Consider the following 15868-nt stretch of genomic DNA (forward strand, 5'->3'; position numbering starts at 1 on the left):
CCCTTCATTTGGGCTTCCATGCGTTTCGCCACCCACCGTTTTCTGACTTGGCTCACTGTGGCTGGCGTCGCTCTGGCTGCCGTTTGGCTCTCCTACCATGTGCAGCAGGTGCCCAACCAGCCAAGCCTGATTGCCAACAAGGCGCAGATGCAAGCACTCAAGGCCAAAGCCGGACAGACGCTGATGTTCACGGTGGCCGAAGCCAGCGAAGAGCGTCACTGAGCCGCGACCGGCTCCAGGGCTTGGGCCGCACCGGCCACCAAGGCCCGACCGATTTGATCCAGCAGGGCCACCGGCCCGTCCAGCCCTTCACGGCTGAGCTTCCATTGGTGCCAGTACAGGTGCACCTCCACCGTCACTTCCGGGTGTAAGGCCACCAGCTCACCGCGCGCCAGCAGCGGCTCGAGCTGCAGTCGCGGCGCCACGCCCACGCCCCAGCCGCGCCGTATGGCTTGCACATAGGCCTCGCTGGAGGGCACCAGGCGCTGCACCAGGCGCGGCGCTGAGGGCAGGCCAAAAACCTCTTGCACCCAGTGCGCCTGGGTGTCGTCCTTGCGGTTGAAGACCAGAAACGGCGTTTGCGCAAAGTTCGCCGGTGTGAGCCCCTGGGGCAGGCGTTGGCGCACAAAGTCCGGGCTGGCCGCCGCGACGTAGACCATCTTGCCCAGCGGCGTGACCCAGCAGCCCTGCAGGGCCTGGCGCACCGTGCTCACGCAGCCCAAAACCTCGCCCTGGCGCAGCACGTCGTGGGTGAAGTTCTGGTCGTCCACCACCAGTTCCAGGTTGAGGCCTTGCTGCACCAGCGGGTCCAGGGCGGTGAGCACCCAGGTGGCCAGGCTGTCGGCGTTGACGGCAATGGCCAGGCGCTCCTGCGGTGCGGCGCGCAGGCCCAGCTCGCGCGCGGCGTCGGCGCGCAGGGCCTGCATCTGGCGCGCGTAGCGCAGCAGCACCTGGCCGGCTTCGCTCAGGCGCAGCGGGCGCGAGCGCACCACCAGCAGCTGCCCTACCTGGGCTTCGAGGCTGCGCAGGCGCTGCGACACCGCGCTTTGCGTGATGGACAGGCGCTGGGCGGCGCGCTCGAAGCTGAGTTCATCGGCCAGCGCTGCCAGGCAGTCCAGGGCCGCAGGGTCCAAGGAGTTCATAAGAGCGCCTAATGTACTTGGACAAATATCTATGACGCTTCATTTTTGGCCGGAGTGTTTCGACAATCCGCGCTTTTGTGCGAGCAAGAAGGCCTGACATGACTGCGGCAAGCGAAGTGCCAGCCTTCTGGGCTTGGGGGCAAAGTGCTTTGCAGGGCGGCTTGATGGGCGCGGGGCTGATTGTGGCCATCGGGGCGCAAAACGCGCTGGTGCTGCGCCAAGGGCTGCTGCGCCAACACGTGGGCCCGGTGGTGGCGCTGTGTGCCGTGTCGGACCTCTTGCTCATCCTGCTGGGGGTGTTTGGCCTGGGGGCCTGGATTGCCGGGCAGGCGCTGCTGTTGGAGTTGTTTCGCTGGGGTGGGGCGGCGTTTTTGCTGGCTTACGCGGCAGCGGCGGCGCGCCGGGCTTGGCGGGGCGGCGGGGTCTTGGCGGCCGCCAGCCAGAGTGCGGGCCTGGGGCCGGTTTTGGCCACGACCTTGGCCATGACCTACCTCAACCCGCATGTCTACCTGGACACCGTGGTGCTCCTGGGCAGTCTGGGGGCACAGCAGCCCGAGGCCTTGCGGCCGGCGTTTGCGCTGGGGGCGAGCTTGGCCTCGGTCTTGTGGTTTTGTGGGCTGGGTTATGGCGCCCAGCGTCTGGCTGGGCCGCTGCAGCGGCCTGCCTTGTGGCGCGGCCTGGATGCGGGCATTGCGTTAATCATGGCCGTTTTGGGCCTGCAGTTGCTGCTGCAACCGCTGGCTCAGTCTTGAATACTGTGTGTCTATTGGTGCGCGGCTGAAACCGCGCCGGGAGTTTGGGATGAAAGTCGTAGTTCTGGGTGCCGGCATCATGGGTGTGTGCACGGCTTGGTATTTGCTGGAGCAAGGCCACGAGGTGGTGGTGGTGGACCGCCAAAGCGATGCCGCGCTGGAGACCAGCTACGCCAATGGCGCGCAAATCTCGGTGAGCTTTTGCGAGCCCTGGGCCAATGCCGGGGCACCGCTGAAAGTGGCCAAGTGGCTGCTGCGCGACGACTCGCCGCTGCTGTTTCGCCCGCGCCTGGACCCCGCCCAATGGCGCTGGGGCCTGAGCTTTCTGGGCCAGTGCACCACGGCTGCGTTTGAGCGCAATGTCGAGCAGCTCGTGCGCCTGGGGCGCTACAGCCACACCTCGCACAAGGCGCTGGTGGCGCAAACAGGCATTGAGTTCCACCGCATCGAGCGTGGCATCTTGCACTTCTTCTCCAGCCAGGCCGACTTTGATTCGGGCGCAGCGGGTGCCGAGGTGATGCGCCGCCACGGCGTGGACCGCCGCGTGCTCAACCGCGACGAGGTGCTGAAGGTGGAGCCTGCGCTGCGCCACTTCGGCCCCAACATCTTTGGCGGCACCTACACGCCCAGCGATGAGTCGGGCGACGCCCTGGTGTTCACGCAAAAGCTCGCGCAGCTGTGCGCGGCGCGCGGCGCGCAATTCCTGTGGGAGCACGACATCCTGAGCCTGGAGCAATCGGGCGGGCAGATCGCCGCCGCACACATCGCTCAGGCCCGCAGCGGCCAGCGCCAGCGCCTGGTGGCGGACGCCTTTGTGGTGGCCATGGCCTCCTATGCGCCGCAGCTGCTCAAGCCCCTGGGCGAGCACCTCAACATCTACCCGGCCAAGGGCTACTCGGCCACCCTCAAGCTCAAGCGCCCCGACGACGCCAGCGTGGTCAGCCTGCTGGACGACACGCGCAAAGTGGCCATCTCGCGCCTGGGCGACAGCATCCGCATCGCCGGTACGGCCGAGCTGGTGGGCCTGGACACACGCCTGGACACCAGCACGGCGCGCGTGCGCTGCGCGGCGCTGGTGCAGCGCTACGAGGAACTCTTCCCCGGCGTGGCCGACACCCGCGAGCCCCAGTTCTGGACCGGCCTGCGCCCCTCCACGCCCACCAACATCCCCTACATCGGGCGCAGCACCAAGGCCGCCAACCTCTGGCTCAACGCCGGTCACGGCACGCTGGGGTGGACCCACGGCGCGGGCTCGGGTCGCGCGCTGGCCCTGCTCATGAGCGGCCAGCGGCCTGAACTCGACTTTGGCTTCTACGGCGACGCGCTGCCGCAAAAAGCCGCCAGCGTCAGCACGGCGGCTTGAGTGACGCCTGCGGGCGTGCCTTGCTTGGTGCGCTCCAAAAACGCCAACGGCTGCGTGCAGACTTGGAAGCTGCAGCAGCCGTTTGTGTTTGGTGCGACCGGCAAGAATCGAACTTGCGACTAGGCCTTCGGAGGGCCCAATGATATCCACTTCACCACGGTCGCGTGGTCAGGTCAGCCGCGCATTCTAGCCGCGTTCCGCGCGGGCGCGGGCTTTTTAGGCTTTGAACAGTTGGCGCGCCAGGGTGCCGGGGTCGGGCGGCGCGTCGGGGAAGACGCGCGCCAGGGTGGCCTCGTTCACGCCCAGGTGCTGGCGCAGGATGGGGCGCAGCAGGTGGCGGAAGTCGGTGGTCACGCGCAGGTCGCGGCCTTGCTCCAGCGCGGCGCTGTCCAGCCCCGGCCATGTGCCCAGCACCCGGCCGCCCGCACCGCCCGCAAAAGCGCCGCCCAGCAGCCAGGCCACGTTGGCGCGGCCGTGGTCGGTGCCGCCGGTGCCGTTCTCGCGCAGGGTGCGGCCGAATTCGCTCAACACCACCAGCGCCGTGTCGCGCCAGCGCTCGCCCAAGCCCTGGGCCAGGGCATCCAGGCCTTGCGCCAGGGCCTGCAGGCGGTTGGCCAGCTGGCCTTGGGCCGCGCCCTGGTTGGCGTGGGTGTCCCAGCCGCCCACGGCGCTGAAGGCGATTTGGCAACGTGGCTCGCGCTGCAGCAGGCGGCCCAGGCGCTGGGCATCGGCGGCAAAGCCGCGCGCGCTGGCGGCGCCACGGTCGGCGGCGGGGTCGCCGCCCACGTTGTCGCGCCCACGCGGGCCGGCCATGGCGGGCATCTCAGCGGCATGGCGGCGCAGCTCGGCACGTGTGGCGGTGGCGTCGCGGTAGGTGTCGGCCAGCTGCGGGTCTTGGGCGTAGAGCTTGGCCAGTGCGGCCTGCATCTCGGGTTGGTCTATGGCCTTGGGGGCGAGGGCGCGCGGGCCCAGGCCCAGCTGCGCCACGCTGGCGCTGCCGCTGAAGATGCGTGCGGGCGTGTTGCCCAGCTGCAGGGCGCGCGTGGGGTGGGGCGTGCCGGGCAGCTCGCTGAGCAGGCGGTTCAGCCAGCCGTCGGCTGTGCTGCGCTGGCCTGGGGTGCCGGTTTCCAGATCGTCCTGCGCGTCAAAGTGCGAGCGTGTGTTCAGCGGCGAGCCGCAGGCGTGCACAAAGCCAAGACAGCCTTGCTGCCACTGCGGCATGAGCGGTGCCAGCGCCGGGTGCAGGGCAAAGAGGGTGCTCAAGGGCAGGGCGGCGTGCTCGTCGCTGCTGGCACTCAGGGCCAGGCGCGGGCGGGCGCGGGCGTATTCGGGCTCGCCCAGCGGGGCCACGATGTTGAGGCCGTCGGCCGCGCCGCGCAGCATCAGCACCACCAGCAGGGGCGGGCGCTTGCCGCTGTCGCGCGGCGCGGCGGCATGGGCGGGCAGGGCGGCCAGGGTCCAGCCGCACAGGCTGCTGGCGCTCGCCAGGCCGGTGCCCAGCCAGCGGCGGCGGTTCATGGGGGGAAGCTTGGTGTGCATGGTGGCGGGGCTCAGTGGTGCATGAAGTCGGGGCTGGCCAGCAGCAAGGCCAGACGGCTGACTGCGGGCTCGCTGGCCAGGGTGCGTTGGGTGGCCTCGCTGAGCAGCGGGCGGGCGGCTTGCAGCAGCGCCCCGCCATCAGGAGCCAGGCCTTCGCGCTGGGCGCGTTGGGCCAGCTGCTGGGCCAGTTGCACGCGCTGGGTCAGGGCCTCGGGGCTGCGCCAGGCCGCCGCGGTGTATTTGTAGCCGTCGGGCGTGGGGCTGCCGTAGAGCGGCATGCCTTGCTGCGCCAGGGTGTTGAGCAGGGGGTCGACGTTTTGCAGCGGCAGCTCCAGCAGGCGCAGGCCTGAGAGCAGCTGGCGGTAGGGCGTTTTGAACTTGGCGTTGTGCACCTGTGGGGCCCAGAACGCCGGGTGGTCGATGAGGGCCTGGGTGAGGGCGCGCAAATCGCCGTCGCTGCGCAAAAAGGTCTGCGCCAGGGACTGCACCAGCTCGGGCGCGGGCTCGTCGGCCACGAAGAACTGCGCCAGCTTGTGGCTGAGGTGGCGTGCCGTGGCGCTGTGGCGGGCCAGCACGTCCAGCGCGCGTTCGCCCTCGGCCTGGCCGGCGGGGGCGATATCGCGGCCCAGCCAGCGTTTGCGCCCGTTGTCGTGGCGCTGGGGGTCGAAGCGAAAGGCGCTGCCGCTGCTGTCGCCGCGCACGGCGCGCGGGTCCAGGGTCCAGCCGGTGAAGATGCGCGCCAGCTCGGTGACGTCTTGCTGGGTGTAGCCGCCGTCCACGCCCAGGGTGTGCAGCTCCATGAGCTCGCGCGCGTAGTTTTCGTTCAGGCCATTGGGCTGGCGTGCCGGGTCGCCGCGCGGCGGTATCCAGCCCGGCGCCACGCTGCGCACGTTGTCCAGGTAGATGAGCATGGCGGGGTGGCGCGCGGTGGCCCCCAGCATGTCGCGAAAGCGCCCCAGCACATGGGGGCGTATGGCCTCGCGCTCATAGGCCCCGGCCAGCACGCGCACCTGGGCTTTGCCGTTGAAGACATTGAAGTGGTTGAACCAGAACTCCACCAGCAGCTCCTGCAGCTGGGCGGGGCTTTGCAGCGCACGCAGCAGCCGTGCGCGGGCGTCGTCGTGCTGAACGGCTTGCACCAGCTCGCGGTGCGCGTTGTCCGTCGCGGCGGTGCCTTCGCTCATGCCCTCGCGCGCCGCGGCCTCGCGCCGCAGGGCTCGCTGCACCTGGCCGGTTTGGGCAAAACGGTGCAGGCGCTGCGCCGTGCTCAGGCTGAGGGTTGGCAGGGCGTCGAGCTGCTGGCGCAAAGCTTCGGGCAGGGCCAGGCCCAGCGGCTCAAGCTGCTGGCGACAGAGGCGCTCCAGGGTGCCTGCCGGGCGGGCCGCGCCGAGTTCGCGCAAGTCCCGCAGGCGCGGGCCATAGCTCAGGCGCTGGTGGGCGTGCAGCAGCAATGCGGCCTCGTTGCCGGGAGCCGCGTGGGCCCAGCGAAGCGGCCACAGACCCATCGGGCTGAGGCAGGCTAGCCGAAGTAGCTGGCGTCGTTCTTGATCCATCACCATGAAACATGCCTCCTGTGCGCTCAAAGTATGGTGCTTGTGCGCAGTGTGGCGTTTGGCTATCAGGTAAAGCTACGCAAAGCCTTGACAAAGGGCTGAATGGCATAATTTCGGCTTCGCTTTGTCGGGCACTGTTGTGCCCACGTCATGCGCTGCTCTGGCATGTTTGAGGGCACAGCACTGGCGCTCCAATCGAATTTCGCCGTCGCACACAAGAGGAATTCATGAGCCACAACCAGGATCACGGCCACGAGGGCCCCATCAAAACTCCTAAACAGCTGATTTGGGCGGTGGTTTTTGCCTTTGTCGTGCCGGTGCTGGTCATCATCCTGCTGGCCAATTACGTCTCCAACTCGCCCAAGCCCGGAGCCGGCACTGAGCTGACTGCCGAAGAAGCCGTGGCCGCACGCATCCAGCCCGTGGGCCATGTCGAGATCAAGGCCGAAGGCAGCGCCGCCACGCTCAAGACGGGCGAGCAAGTCTTCCAAGCTCAGTGCGCGGCCTGCCACACCACGGGCGCGGCAGGCGCACCCAAGCTGGGTGATGCCGCCGCCTGGGGCCCGCGTCTGGGCCAGGGCTTTGACCTGTTGGTGGAGCACGCGCTCAAGGGCAAGGGTGCCATGGCCGCGCAAGGCGGCGGCGAGCACAGCGACTTTGAGATTGCGCGCGCCGTGGTCTATCTGGCTAACCAGGGTGGCGCCAAGTTCAGCGAGCCCAAGGCCCCGGCTGCCGCTTCGGCGGCTTCGCAATAAGCCCAGGCCTGCTGCTGCAAAAACCGACCTCGCGGGGTCGGTTTTTTTATGGGCAAGGCACGCAGAGCACGCCGAATTGCGCCAGCAGCTCAGCATGGCTGCGCTCCTGCAGCGGCCATTGCGCCTGCTCCAGCGCCTGGGCCGCCAGCAGCATGTCCATGCTGTGCACCAGCCCCAGCGTGGGTTGATCCAGCCCGGGCAGCTGCGCGCTCAGAAAGAGGCGCTGGTGCTCGTCCAGCCAGGCCTGCTGCACGCTTTGCACGGGCTCGCCGGTGTGGCTGTGGACTTCCACCGGCCCGTCGCCCTGCGCCTGCAAGCGCCAGATGTGGGGCGCGGCTTCGAGCTGCACAAACACGCGCTGCGGGCCGTTCTGAAAAAACCAGGCCCCGCGCGCGTCGCAGAGGTAGTTGCGGTGGATAAAGCCCAGCAGCTTCTCATGCGTGATCTTGCTGCCCTTGAGCTGAGGAAAGGGCCCGGCGGCTTGCGTGCGCTCGTCCCGCATATACCAATCGCCCCGCGCATCCAGGGCCAGCCAGCCGTAGCAGGCGGGCACGTGGGGCCATTTTTTCAGCGCGGCTTTGACGATGTCATCCATGGGCGCGCAGTGTAGAGCGTGGCTCAGCGGTGCCCCAGCACGCCCAATCGGCGGGCCTGCTGCAGGCAGCGGCGGAACACCGCCAGCCCCAAGCCCAGGTAGAGCACGCTGTTGAGGCCTACCCAGGCCCAGACCTCGGCGGGCGCCATGGTGCCGGTGGCGCTGGCACGCGCGGCGGCGGCGGCCAAGGCGTAGGGCAGCACCGCCAGGGCGTTCAGCGGCAAGGCGGGCAGCGACACCAAAGCGATGAGGGCCGGGTAGATGGCCACCAGCAGCAGCTCGCTGCGTTTGACCAGCAAGCCCAAACCCGCCAGCGCAAATCCCAGGCCCACCAGCGCCGGGCTGCCCAGCAGCGCCAGGCCCAGCATGGTGGGTGAGGCCTGCACGCGCCCGGCGGTGAGCCACCCGATGGCCAGCAGGCACAACAGCAGCAGGCCCAGTCCTTGCAGCAGTTTCAGACCCAGGCGCACGCCTAGCAGGCCACCCAAGCCCAGTGGGGTGAGGCTGAGCTGCTCCAGGCTGCCCTGTTCGGTTTCCTCGCGGATGTCGTGGGCGCTGCTCAGCGCCGCACTGCTGGCAAAAAGCCACAGCGCAAAGCCTGCGATCAAGCCATCGGCATGGCCGGAGTCCAGCGACTGGCCGCTGGTTTTGAGCACGGCCAGCAACAGGCCTGCGAACAGGCTGAGCAAAAAGCCCAGGCTCACCAGGGTTTCGACCCAATAGCGTCGCGCCAGCCACCAGCTGCGGCGGGTTTCGTTGAGGGCGTGGTTCAGCAGTCGTGTCATGGATGCTCCTGGCTGGGGTCGGTCGCGACGCGGCTGGTTTGCAGATGCTGCAGATAGTGCTCGCGCAGGCTGATGCGCAGCAGCTGCAGCTCGGTGCTGCGGCCGAGCCAGTCGGCCCACAGCGCCATGAGCCGCGTGGCCTCTTCGGGGTTGAGCAGGGGCAGCGACAGCTCATTGCCCTCGATCTGCCATTCACGCCCTGTCAGCCAGGGGGGCAATTCAGGCTGCGGCTGACTGTGGCGCAGCCGCAGCCGGTAAGGGTGGGGCACTTGGGTGAAGGCTTCCCGCGGGCCGTCAAAGCGCTTGTGTCCCTGGCTGATGCACACGATGCGTGGGCACAGGCGTTCGATGAGGTGCAGGTCGTGGGAGCTGATGAGCAGGGTCTGGCCGGCCTCCTGGCAGCTCTGTGCCAGGGCCTGGAGCTGCTCCACGCCTTCCAAATCCAGCCCCAAGGTGGGCTCGTCCAGCAGCACCAGGGCCGGGCGGTGAATGAGGGTGGCGATGAGGGCCGCACGCAGCTTGTTGCCCGTGGAGAGCTGGCGCACCGGGCTGTGCACATCCCTCAGGCCCAGGGCGCGGGCGAGGTGCTGGAAGTGGCCGGTATCGAACCGCGCTTCGCGCAGGCCGCAAAAGTAGCGTGCGTTTTCCAGCGGCGTGAGCCGCTCGTAGGCCCCGCTGCGGCCTTCCAGCAGCACGCCAAATTCGCGCAGATGCGGCCCGGCTTGCCCGGCCTTGAGCACCGCGCCAGCGCGCCAGCGCAGCTGGCCTTGATCGGCGCCGCACAAGCCCGTCAGCACTTTGACCAGGGTGGATTTGCCCGAGCCATTGGGCCCCAGCAGCCCCACCAGCTCGCCCTGCGTCAAGCTCAGGTCGAAATCCTGCAGCGCCTGCACCTGTGTGCCGTCGCGCTGGTAGTGCTTGCTGGCCTGCGTCAGTTCCAACAGCGGTGGTTTCATGGGGCTCCTGGGGGGCAAGGGAATGCGGTGCATCCTAGGGCCGCTGGTCGCACCAAGCGCTGCTGGTGCGACCAGCGGCCCATGGGCTGACATGAGTGGCGCCAGCGCGCGTTGGGTGGCAGGCGCGGCTCAGCCCGGCTGCTGCGCCAGCCAGGCGCACACCTGCTCGGGCAGGGCCAGCACATGACCGGGGAAGGGGCCGCTGGGGAAGCCGACATGGCCGCCCTGCGCGGGTTGCCACAGCTGCACCCAGGAGTTGCTCACGCGCTCGGGGCTGGGCAGGCTGTGGGCGGGCACGAAGGGGTCGTTGCGCGGGTTCAGCACCAGGGTGGGCAGGCGCAGGCGGTGCAGGTGCGGCAGTGCGCTGGCGCGGTGCCAGTAGTCGTCGGTGCTGGCAAAGCCGTGCAGGGGCGCGGTGAAGATGTTGTCGAAGGTGTAGAGGTCGCGCGCGGCGCGCAGGCTTTCGCCATCAAACAGCCCTGGGTGTTGCGCCAGTTTGGCCAGGGCCTTGGGCACCATGGTGCGCAAGAAAGCGCGGGTGTAGACCTGCCGGTTGAAGCCGCGGCCGATGGCGTGGCCCGCAGCGGCCAGATCGATGGGGGCACACAGCGCGGCCACGGCGCGCACCGTGTGCGGGGCCTGCTCGCCCGCTTCCTGCGCCCAGCGCAGCAGCGCGTTGCCGCCGAGCGAAACGCCTGCGGCCAGCAGCGGGCCCGGGTGCTGTGCGGCAAAGCGCTGCAGCATCCAGCCGATTTCTTCGTGGTCGCCCGAGTGGTAGGCGCGCGGTGCGCGGTTGAGCTCGCCCGAGCAGCCGCGAAAGTGCGGCACGGCCAGTTGCCAGCCGCGTGCGGCCGCAACGCAGGCAAAGGCCTGGGCGTAGGGGCTGGCTGAGCTGCCTTCCAGGCCGTGAAAGAGCACGAGCAGCGGCGCGGTGGGCGGGGCGCCGGTGGCGGCCCAGTCCACGTCGATGAAGTCATCGTCCGGCGTGGTCCAGCGCTGGCGCTGCCACTGCGGCGCGCGGCCGTCGTGGCGCTGGGCCGCCAGGGCTGCCCAGAGGGTTTGAGTATGGCCGCCGGGCAGCCACCACGGCGCGCGGTAGTGCATGGGCGGCGGGCTCAGTGCAGGGTGGCGTTGCCGTCGGCCGTGCCCGAGCGCTCTTCGGGCGCAGTGGGGCTGGCGTGATGCAGCACCATGCGCCAGCCCTGGGCGGTTTGCAGGTAGACGTTGGTGGCCAGCAGGTAGATGTCGCGCGGGCCTTCGGGCGTGCTCATCTGCACATGCTCGGCCACCAGGTGCATGGCCACGTCGCCATGGCGCTGGCGGCGCAGGTGCTCCACGCGCACCTGCACGGCGCTGTGTTCGAACAGCGCTTCAAAGGCGGCGCGCACCTCGGCGTGGCCCATCAGCAGATTGCCGCTGGGCGGCACGCAGCTGATGTCCTCGTCTTCGGCCCAGACGGCCATCATGCTGTCGAGATCGCCGTTGAGCAGGGCTTCGTAAAACTGCGCCTCGGTGTCCTCGGGCGAGGACAGCAAGGCGGCGGTCTGAGCCTTGGTGCGCGGCATGGGCTCAGTGCGCGTGGCTGAGCGTCTCGCCCGCTTTGAGCCGGTAGTGCGTGCCGCAGTAAGGGCAGCGGCCGCCGTCGCCGTGGGTGATGTCCACGAACACGCGCGGGTGGTTGCTCCACAAGGGCATGTTGGGGTTGGGGCAGGCCACCACGCCCGGGCCCTGAACATCGTGGGCGGTGACTTCAACAACGGACTTGGCTTCGCTCATGGCTTGCTGCGGGTTTGGACTGAGGAAAAGGTATGTATCACACCAGGGTGAGCCAGTGTGCGTACTTGGGGTTGCGGCCGTGCACGATGTCAAAGAAGGCCGCTTGGATGCGCTCGGTGATGGGGCCGCGCGTGCCCACGTAGTGGTCGCGGCCGATCTCGATGCGGTCCAGCTCACGGATGGGCGTGACTTCAGCGGCGGTGCCGGTGAAGAAGGCCTCGTCGGCGATGTAGACCTCGTCGCGCGTGATGCGCTTTTCCACCAGCTTCAGGCCCAGGTCGGCGCAGATGTGGAAGATGGTGTTGCGTGTGATGCCGTTGAGCGCACCGGCCGAGAGGTCGGGGGTGTAGACCACGCCGTCCTTGATGACGAAGAGGTTCTCGCCCGCGCCTTCGGACACAAAGCCCGAGGCGTCCAGCAGCAGGGCTTCGTCGTAGCCGTCGTCGGTGGCTTCCATATTGGCCAAGATGCTGTTGGTGTAGTTGGACACCGTCTTGGCCTGCGTCATCGTGATGTTCACGTGGTGGCGCGTGTACGAGCTGGTCTTGACGCGGATGCCGCGCTTCATGCCATCCTCGCCCAGGTAAGCACCCCAGGCCCAGGCCGCCACCATCAGGTGCACCTTGTTGCCCTTGGGGCTCACGCCCAGCTTTTCAGAGCCCAGCCAGGTCAGGGGGCGCAGGTAGCAGCTCTGGAGCTGGTTGGCGCGCACCACTTCGATTTGTGCCGCCTCGGCCTGCTCGATGCTGAAGGGAATCTTCATGCGCAGGATCTTGGCGCTGTTGAAGAGCCGCTCGGTGTGCTCGCGCAGGCGGTAGATGGCCGTGCCCTGGGCGGTTTTGTAGGCACGCACGCCTTCGAAAGCGCCGCAGCCGTAGTGCAGCGTGTGAGTCAGCACATGGATCTTGGCGTCCCGCCAATCGACCAACTGCCCATCCATCCAGATTTTTCCGTCGCGATCGTGCAGGGGCAGGGGCAATGACATGGGGAGCTTCCTTAAGCAGGCGTTTTCAGAGATGGGGGAAGAAGCGTCAATTCTATGCGGCAGTGCCACGCAAACGCGGATGCCAGACCTGCTGAGGGCGGTGCCGTGGTTTGGGCCAGATCTTGTGTCGCGGGAGTCGGTGCGATGGCGACCCTGCCGTGATTTTCATCCCTGACTCACGGGGGGGGCGCCTGCGGCTGAGGGGCGTGAAGTCCTGCACCATGGGCTTGCGACCGTGAAAAAAGTCACAAAACAAGACTGGGTCGCTGATCAAGAAACCTTCAGGGAAATCTCATGAACACAAGCAAGCGAATCTTTGGCTTGGCGCTGTTGGCGCTGGCGAGCTCACCCAGCTGGGCCGACGGGGCCTGGAACTGCGGCACCATGAACTTCAGCGACGGTGTGGCCTCAGTGCCCTACAGCCTGTGCCTGGGCAGCTTCTCGCCGCCGCCCGTCACCTCTGTGGCGCAAATCAACGCGTTGTTGGGCACAGCCTTCACCACGCTGACCAAGGATGACACCGTCAACGGCACGGGCTCGACCTCAGACTTCATCGACGCTGGCAGTGGCCCCAATGGCGCTGGCACCATCACCTTCTTGCGAAGCATCGACGGGCCTTTTGCGCTGGAGCTCAAGCTGGGGCAGGAGTGGTCGGTCTACAAGTTCGACAACGGTGCCTCCGCGGGCAGCACCCTGAGTTTCACCCTGCCACCGGGCCCGCACCCGGGCTTGGGGCTGTCGCACGTGTCGCTGGCCACCTCTGTGCCTGAACCGCAGTCGATGGCCCTGATGCTGGTCGGGCTGTTGGCGGTGGGCGGGATGGCGCGGCGTCGGCAGCCGCGCTAGAGGCCTGAGCGCAGGTGGGCGCGCTTAGAGCTCGCGCACCCGCGCCATGGCTTCTTCGATGCGCTCCACCGCATGCACGGTCAAGCCCTCGATGGGCTTTTTGGGCGCATTGGCCTTGGGCACCACGGCCACGCTAAAGCCCAGCTTGGCGGCTTCTTTGAGCCGCTCCTGCCCGCGCGGTGCGGGCCGCACCTCGCCCGCCAGGCCCACTTCGCCAAAGGCGATAAAGCCCTTGGGCAGCGGTCGGCCGCGCAGCGAGCTTTGGATGGCCAGCAGCACGGCCAAGTCGGCTGCAGGTTCGCTGATGCGCACGCCGCCGACGGCGTTGATGAACACGTCCTGATCCTGCGTGGCCACGCCCGCGTGGCGGTGCAGCACGGCCAGCAGCATGGCCAGACGGTCGCGCTCCAGGCCCACCGAGAGCCGCCGCGGGCTGGGCCCGCCCGCGTCCACCAGCGCTTGCAGCTCCACCAAGAGCGGGCGCGTGCCTTCGAGTGTGACCAGCACGCAGCTGCCAGGCACGGGCTCGCTGTGGGTGGACAAAAAGATGGCGCTGGGGTTGCTCACGCCTTTGAGGCCTTTTTCCGTCATGGCGAACACGCCAATCTCGTTGACGGCGCCAAAGCGGTTTTTGATGGCGCGCACCAGGCGGAAGCTGCTGTGCGTGTCGCCCTCGAAGTACAGCACCGTGTCGACGATGTGCTCCAGCACGCGCGGCCCGGCAATCGCGCCTTCTTTGGTGACATGGCCCACCAGCACCATGGCGCAGCCCCGCGCCTTGGCCGTGCGGGTGAGCTGCGCCGCGCACTCGCGCACCTGCGCCACCGAACCCGGCGCGCTGCTGAGCTGCTCGGAGTACAGCGTCTGGATGGAGTCGATGACGCAAAACCCCGGAGCCTCCACCTCGATGGTGGCCAGCACCTTCTCCAAGTTGATTTCCGCCAGCACGCGCACCTGCGCACCGTCCACGCCCAGGCGCCGCGCGCGCATGGCCACCTGCGCGCCCGATTCCTCACCCGTCACATACAGCACCCGTGTCTGGCGCGACAGCGCCTCGAGGGCTTGCAGCAGCAGCGTGGACTTGCCAATGCCGGGGTCGCCCCCGATCAACACCACGCCACCGGCCACCACCCCGCCGCCCAGCACGCGGTCCAACTCCTCCAGCCCGGTGGGCGTGCGCTCGAAGTCGGTGGCCTCAATCTCGCTGAGCGTGGCCACCGGCTGGCTCTTGGCCAGGGCCTGGTAGCGGTTCTTCCCCGCGCTCTCGGCCACCGTCTCCACCAGCGAGTTCCAGGCCCCGCAGCCCGGGCATTTGCCCAGCCACTTGGGGCTGCTGGCGCCACAGTCGTTGCAGGTGTAAATCGTTTTGTCTTTGGCCATGGGCGGGATTGTCGCTGGGGCTGGAGCCGCCACCAGGGCGGCGTACACCCGCCCTCAAAAGTAGCCCATGTCCTGCTGGCTGTAGTTGACGATGTGCGGCAGCACGCGGGGCAGCTCGGTGGCGGGCACGCCCATCCAGCGCGCCAGGGTGGCGGCGAGTTGGTCCACGGAAGTGCTGGGCAGCAGGCGGCCTTGGCCCACGTCGTCGGGGCCGTTGACGGCCACCGCGGGGAGTTGGCCCCAGTACTGGCCGCCTTTGACAGCACCGCCCAGCACGAAGTGGTGGCTGCCCCAGCCGTGGTCCGAGCCGTCGCCGTTGCTGCTGAGGGTGCGGCCGAAGTCGGATGCCGTGAAGGTGGTGACTTGCTGCGCCACGCCCAGCTCGACGGTGGCGGCGTAGAAGCTGGCCAGGGCGTCGTTGACGCTGGTGAGCAGCCCTGGGTGCTGGGCCAGCAGGAAGTCGTGCAGGTCAAAGCCGCCCAGTGAGACGAAGAACACCTGGCGCGTGGCGCCCAGCGCCTGGCGCGCGGCGATGAGCTTGGCCACCATGGCCAGCTGCTCGGCGAGCTTGTTGCTGCTGTCAAAAGGCGTGCCCAGCGGCGGCAGTGCGTCCAGCGCGGTGCTGACGGTGCTTTGCGCGCCGATCGAGCGTTTGACCACCCGGTTGAGCTCGGCCTCCATCCAGTGCTCGCGCGGTGCGGTGATGAGTTCGCGCAGCGCATCGGCGCAGGCCTGGGAGCCAAACAGCGGCCGGGTGACGGCGTTCACCGGCACGGCCCCGCTGGTGGAGACCTGGTACTGCACGGCCTGCTGGCCGGACATGAAGACCGCATTGCCCGAGACATTGATGCAGGTGAAGGTGGCTGCGCCGTTGCCGCTGAGAAAGAGGTCGCCCATGCGCCCACCCCAGCCGGTGGTGGCGCCCTCGGCGGCGCTGGACTGCCAGACCGATTGCTGGTCGTTGTGCGAGAACAGCTTGGGCGGCAGCGGCACGCTCTGGGCCTGGTACTGGGCCAGCGTGGTGGGCTGCACCAGGGTGCCGACATTGAGCTGGATGCCCAGCCGCCCTTGGTCCCACAGCGCTTTGAGCTGGCCCAGCTGCGGGGCCAGCGCCATCTGCCGCCCGCCCAGGTTCTGGCTGCTGCTCAGCGCGGTGGCGCTCAAGGCCTCGCGCGGGGTGGCCAGCGTCTGGCGGAGGGTGGCGTAGCGCTGGTAGTTGTCGGGGTCGTAGGGCAGCAGGGTGTTGCCGTGGTCGTTGCCGCCGTAGAGAAACACGCAGACCAGGGCCTTGTAGTCGCCGGGCGCGGTGGCGGCGGCGGCGGCTTCGCCAATGCCTGCCAGCGACAGCGCCCAGGGTGCGGCGCTACCGGCCAGGCCCAGGGCCGAGGCGCGGCGCAGAAACTCGCGGCGCTGCAAGCGCGGCAGTCGGTTGATGTGCATG

Annotated in this window: 17 protein-coding genes and 1 tRNA gene; 5 read left to right on the forward strand and 13 right to left on the reverse strand. The window is 68.4% G+C overall.

What is annotated here, in order from left to right:
* Window positions 1-18: 18 nt before the first annotated feature.
* On the forward strand, window positions 19-222 hold the full coding sequence (locus ACG0Z6_RS06525; RefSeq protein ID WP_394459687.1) for a hypothetical protein: 204 nt from the start codon (window positions 19-21) through the stop codon (window positions 220-222).
* Here ACG0Z6_RS06525 and ACG0Z6_RS06530 read toward each other — a convergent pair.
* Window positions 216-1142 carry a LysR family transcriptional regulator ArgP gene (locus ACG0Z6_RS06530; RefSeq protein WP_394459689.1) on the reverse strand — a complete coding sequence of 309 codons (927 nt, stop codon included), beginning with the start codon at window positions 1140-1142 and terminating at the stop codon, window positions 216-218. The two genes, ACG0Z6_RS06525 and ACG0Z6_RS06530, sit on opposite strands and share 7 nt — an antisense overlap.
* Window positions 1143-1240: 98 nt before the next feature.
* Here ACG0Z6_RS06530 and ACG0Z6_RS06535 point away from each other — a divergent pair, with 98 nt between their 5' ends.
* Both ACG0Z6_RS06535 and ACG0Z6_RS06540 read left to right on the forward strand, forming a co-directional pair.
* Window positions 1241-1894 carry a LysE/ArgO family amino acid transporter gene (locus tag ACG0Z6_RS06535; RefSeq protein ID WP_394459691.1) on the forward strand — a complete coding sequence of 218 codons (654 nt, stop codon included), beginning with the start codon at window positions 1241-1243 and terminating at the stop codon, window positions 1892-1894.
* 49 nt (window positions 1895-1943) lie between these two features.
* Complete coding sequence (locus tag ACG0Z6_RS06540; RefSeq protein WP_394459693.1) at window positions 1944-3257, forward strand: D-amino acid dehydrogenase; 1314 nt, start codon at window positions 1944-1946, stop codon at window positions 3255-3257.
* 89 nt (window positions 3258-3346) lie between these two features.
* Here ACG0Z6_RS06540 and ACG0Z6_RS06545 read toward each other — a convergent pair.
* The 3 genes from ACG0Z6_RS06545 to ACG0Z6_RS06555 all read right to left on the reverse strand — a co-directional run bounded on the left by ACG0Z6_RS06545 (window position 3347) and on the right by ACG0Z6_RS06555 (window position 6301).
* Window positions 3347-3421: transfer RNA gene (locus ACG0Z6_RS06545), tRNA-Arg, on the reverse strand.
* Between the two features lie 52 nt (window positions 3422-3473).
* Window positions 3474-4796, reverse strand: coding sequence for a DUF1501 domain-containing protein (locus ACG0Z6_RS06550; protein ID WP_394459695.1), 1323 nt, complete (start codon window positions 4794-4796; stop codon window positions 3474-3476).
* Window positions 4797-4807: 11 nt separating this feature from the next.
* Complete coding sequence (locus ACG0Z6_RS06555) at window positions 4808-6301, reverse strand: DUF1800 domain-containing protein (RefSeq protein WP_394459697.1); 1494 nt, start codon at window positions 6299-6301, stop codon at window positions 4808-4810.
* Between the two features lie 275 nt (window positions 6302-6576).
* On the opposite strand from ACG0Z6_RS06555, the gene ACG0Z6_RS06560 reads away from it, so the two are divergent.
* A complete protein-coding gene (locus ACG0Z6_RS06560) occupies window positions 6577-7104 on the forward strand; it encodes a c-type cytochrome (RefSeq protein WP_394459699.1) in 528 nt (175 codons plus the stop codon).
* 46 nt (window positions 7105-7150) lie between these two features.
* Here ACG0Z6_RS06560 and ACG0Z6_RS06565 read toward each other — a convergent pair whose 3' ends face one another.
* The 7 genes from ACG0Z6_RS06565 to ACG0Z6_RS06595 form a co-directional block, all read right to left on the reverse strand.
* Window positions 7151-7699: a DUF2946 family protein gene (locus ACG0Z6_RS06565; RefSeq protein WP_394459700.1), complete on the reverse strand. Its 549-nt coding sequence runs from the start codon at window positions 7697-7699 to the stop codon at window positions 7151-7153.
* A 23-nt stretch (window positions 7700-7722) separates the two neighbouring features.
* Window positions 7723-8484, reverse strand: a complete 762-nt coding sequence (locus ACG0Z6_RS06570) for a hypothetical protein (protein WP_394459702.1) — start codon at window positions 8482-8484, stop codon at window positions 7723-7725.
* On the reverse strand, window positions 8481-9440 hold the full coding sequence (locus ACG0Z6_RS06575; RefSeq protein WP_394459703.1) for an ATP-binding cassette domain-containing protein: 960 nt from the start codon (window positions 9438-9440) through the stop codon (window positions 8481-8483). Before ACG0Z6_RS06575 ends, ACG0Z6_RS06570 begins: the two co-directional genes overlap by 4 nt.
* Before the next feature lie 129 nt (window positions 9441-9569).
* Window positions 9570-10544, reverse strand: a complete 975-nt coding sequence (locus tag ACG0Z6_RS06580) for a YheT family hydrolase (RefSeq protein WP_394459705.1) — start codon at window positions 10542-10544, stop codon at window positions 9570-9572.
* Window positions 10545-10555: 11 nt separating this feature from the next.
* Entirely contained in the window at window positions 10556-11005 is a 450-nt protein-coding gene (locus tag ACG0Z6_RS06585) for a YybH family protein (RefSeq protein ID WP_394459707.1), read from the reverse strand.
* A 4-nt stretch (window positions 11006-11009) separates the two neighbouring features.
* Window positions 11010-11216 carry a zinc-finger domain-containing protein gene (locus ACG0Z6_RS06590; RefSeq protein ID WP_394459709.1) on the reverse strand — a complete coding sequence of 69 codons (207 nt, stop codon included), beginning with the start codon at window positions 11214-11216 and terminating at the stop codon, window positions 11010-11012.
* A 37-nt stretch (window positions 11217-11253) separates the two neighbouring features.
* The gene (locus ACG0Z6_RS06595) at window positions 11254-12201 is read right to left on the reverse strand and encodes a branched-chain amino acid transaminase (protein WP_394459711.1); all 948 of its coding nucleotides are present in this window, start codon (window positions 12199-12201) and stop codon (window positions 11254-11256) included.
* Between the two features lie 294 nt (window positions 12202-12495).
* On the opposite strand from ACG0Z6_RS06595, the gene ACG0Z6_RS06600 reads away from it, so the two are divergent.
* On the forward strand, window positions 12496-13047 hold the full coding sequence (locus ACG0Z6_RS06600; protein WP_394459713.1) for a PEP-CTERM sorting domain-containing protein: 552 nt from the start codon (window positions 12496-12498) through the stop codon (window positions 13045-13047).
* A gap of 24 nt (window positions 13048-13071) precedes the next feature.
* Here the strand turns inward: ACG0Z6_RS06600 and radA are convergent, their stop codons facing one another.
* Both radA and ACG0Z6_RS06610 read right to left on the reverse strand, forming a co-directional pair.
* Window positions 13072-14427, reverse strand: coding sequence for a DNA repair protein RadA (gene radA, locus ACG0Z6_RS06605; protein WP_394459715.1), 1356 nt, complete (start codon window positions 14425-14427; stop codon window positions 13072-13074).
* A gap of 54 nt (window positions 14428-14481) precedes the next feature.
* Window positions 14482-15867, reverse strand: coding sequence for a DUF1501 domain-containing protein (locus tag ACG0Z6_RS06610; RefSeq protein ID WP_394459717.1), 1386 nt, complete (start codon window positions 15865-15867; stop codon window positions 14482-14484).
* Window position 15868 lies beyond the last annotated feature (1 nt).

Source organism: Roseateles rivi, from assembly GCF_043555845.1.
In the GTDB taxonomy this organism is placed as follows: Bacteria; Pseudomonadota; Gammaproteobacteria; order Burkholderiales; family Burkholderiaceae_C; genus Roseateles; species Roseateles rivi.

Bases quoted from the DNA above. Each gene is read 5' to 3' on its own strand.
- ACG0Z6_RS06530 (WP_394459689.1), bottom strand. From the start codon at position 1,142: ATGAACTCCTTGGACCCTGCGGCCCTGGACTGCCTGGCAGCGCTGGCC.
- radA (WP_394459715.1), bottom strand. From the start codon at position 14,427: ATGGCCAAAGACAAAACGATTTACACCTGCAACGACTGTGGCGCCAGC.
- ACG0Z6_RS06595 (WP_394459711.1), bottom strand. From the start codon at position 12,201: ATGTCATTGCCCCTGCCCCTGCACGATCGCGACGGAAAAATCTGGATG.
- ACG0Z6_RS06575 (WP_394459703.1), bottom strand. From the start codon at position 9,440: ATGAAACCACCGCTGTTGGAACTGACGCAGGCCAGCAAGCACTACCAG.
- ACG0Z6_RS06535 (WP_394459691.1), top strand. From the start codon at position 1,241: ATGACTGCGGCAAGCGAAGTGCCAGCCTTCTGGGCTTGGGGGCAAAGT.
- ACG0Z6_RS06610 (WP_394459717.1), bottom strand. From the start codon at position 15,867: ATGCACATCAACCGACTGCCGCGCTTGCAGCGCCGCGAGTTTCTGCGC.
- ACG0Z6_RS06585 (WP_394459707.1), bottom strand. From the start codon at position 11,005: ATGCCGCGCACCAAGGCTCAGACCGCCGCCTTGCTGTCCTCGCCCGAG.
- ACG0Z6_RS06600 (WP_394459713.1), top strand. From the start codon at position 12,496: ATGAACACAAGCAAGCGAATCTTTGGCTTGGCGCTGTTGGCGCTGGCG.
- ACG0Z6_RS06590 (WP_394459709.1), bottom strand. From the start codon at position 11,216: ATGAGCGAAGCCAAGTCCGTTGTTGAAGTCACCGCCCACGATGTTCAG.
- ACG0Z6_RS06525 (WP_394459687.1), top strand. From the start codon at position 19: ATGCGTTTCGCCACCCACCGTTTTCTGACTTGGCTCACTGTGGCTGGC.
- ACG0Z6_RS06565 (WP_394459700.1), bottom strand. From the start codon at position 7,699: ATGGATGACATCGTCAAAGCCGCGCTGAAAAAATGGCCCCACGTGCCC.
- ACG0Z6_RS06560 (WP_394459699.1), top strand. From the start codon at position 6,577: ATGAGCCACAACCAGGATCACGGCCACGAGGGCCCCATCAAAACTCCT.
- ACG0Z6_RS06555 (WP_394459697.1), bottom strand. From the start codon at position 6,301: ATGGGTCTGTGGCCGCTTCGCTGGGCCCACGCGGCTCCCGGCAACGAG.
- ACG0Z6_RS06540 (WP_394459693.1), top strand. From the start codon at position 1,944: ATGAAAGTCGTAGTTCTGGGTGCCGGCATCATGGGTGTGTGCACGGCT.
- ACG0Z6_RS06570 (WP_394459702.1), bottom strand. From the start codon at position 8,484: ATGACACGACTGCTGAACCACGCCCTCAACGAAACCCGCCGCAGCTGG.
- ACG0Z6_RS06550 (WP_394459695.1), bottom strand. From the start codon at position 4,796: ATGCACACCAAGCTTCCCCCCATGAACCGCCGCCGCTGGCTGGGCACC.
- ACG0Z6_RS06580 (WP_394459705.1), bottom strand. From the start codon at position 10,544: ATGCACTACCGCGCGCCGTGGTGGCTGCCCGGCGGCCATACTCAAACC.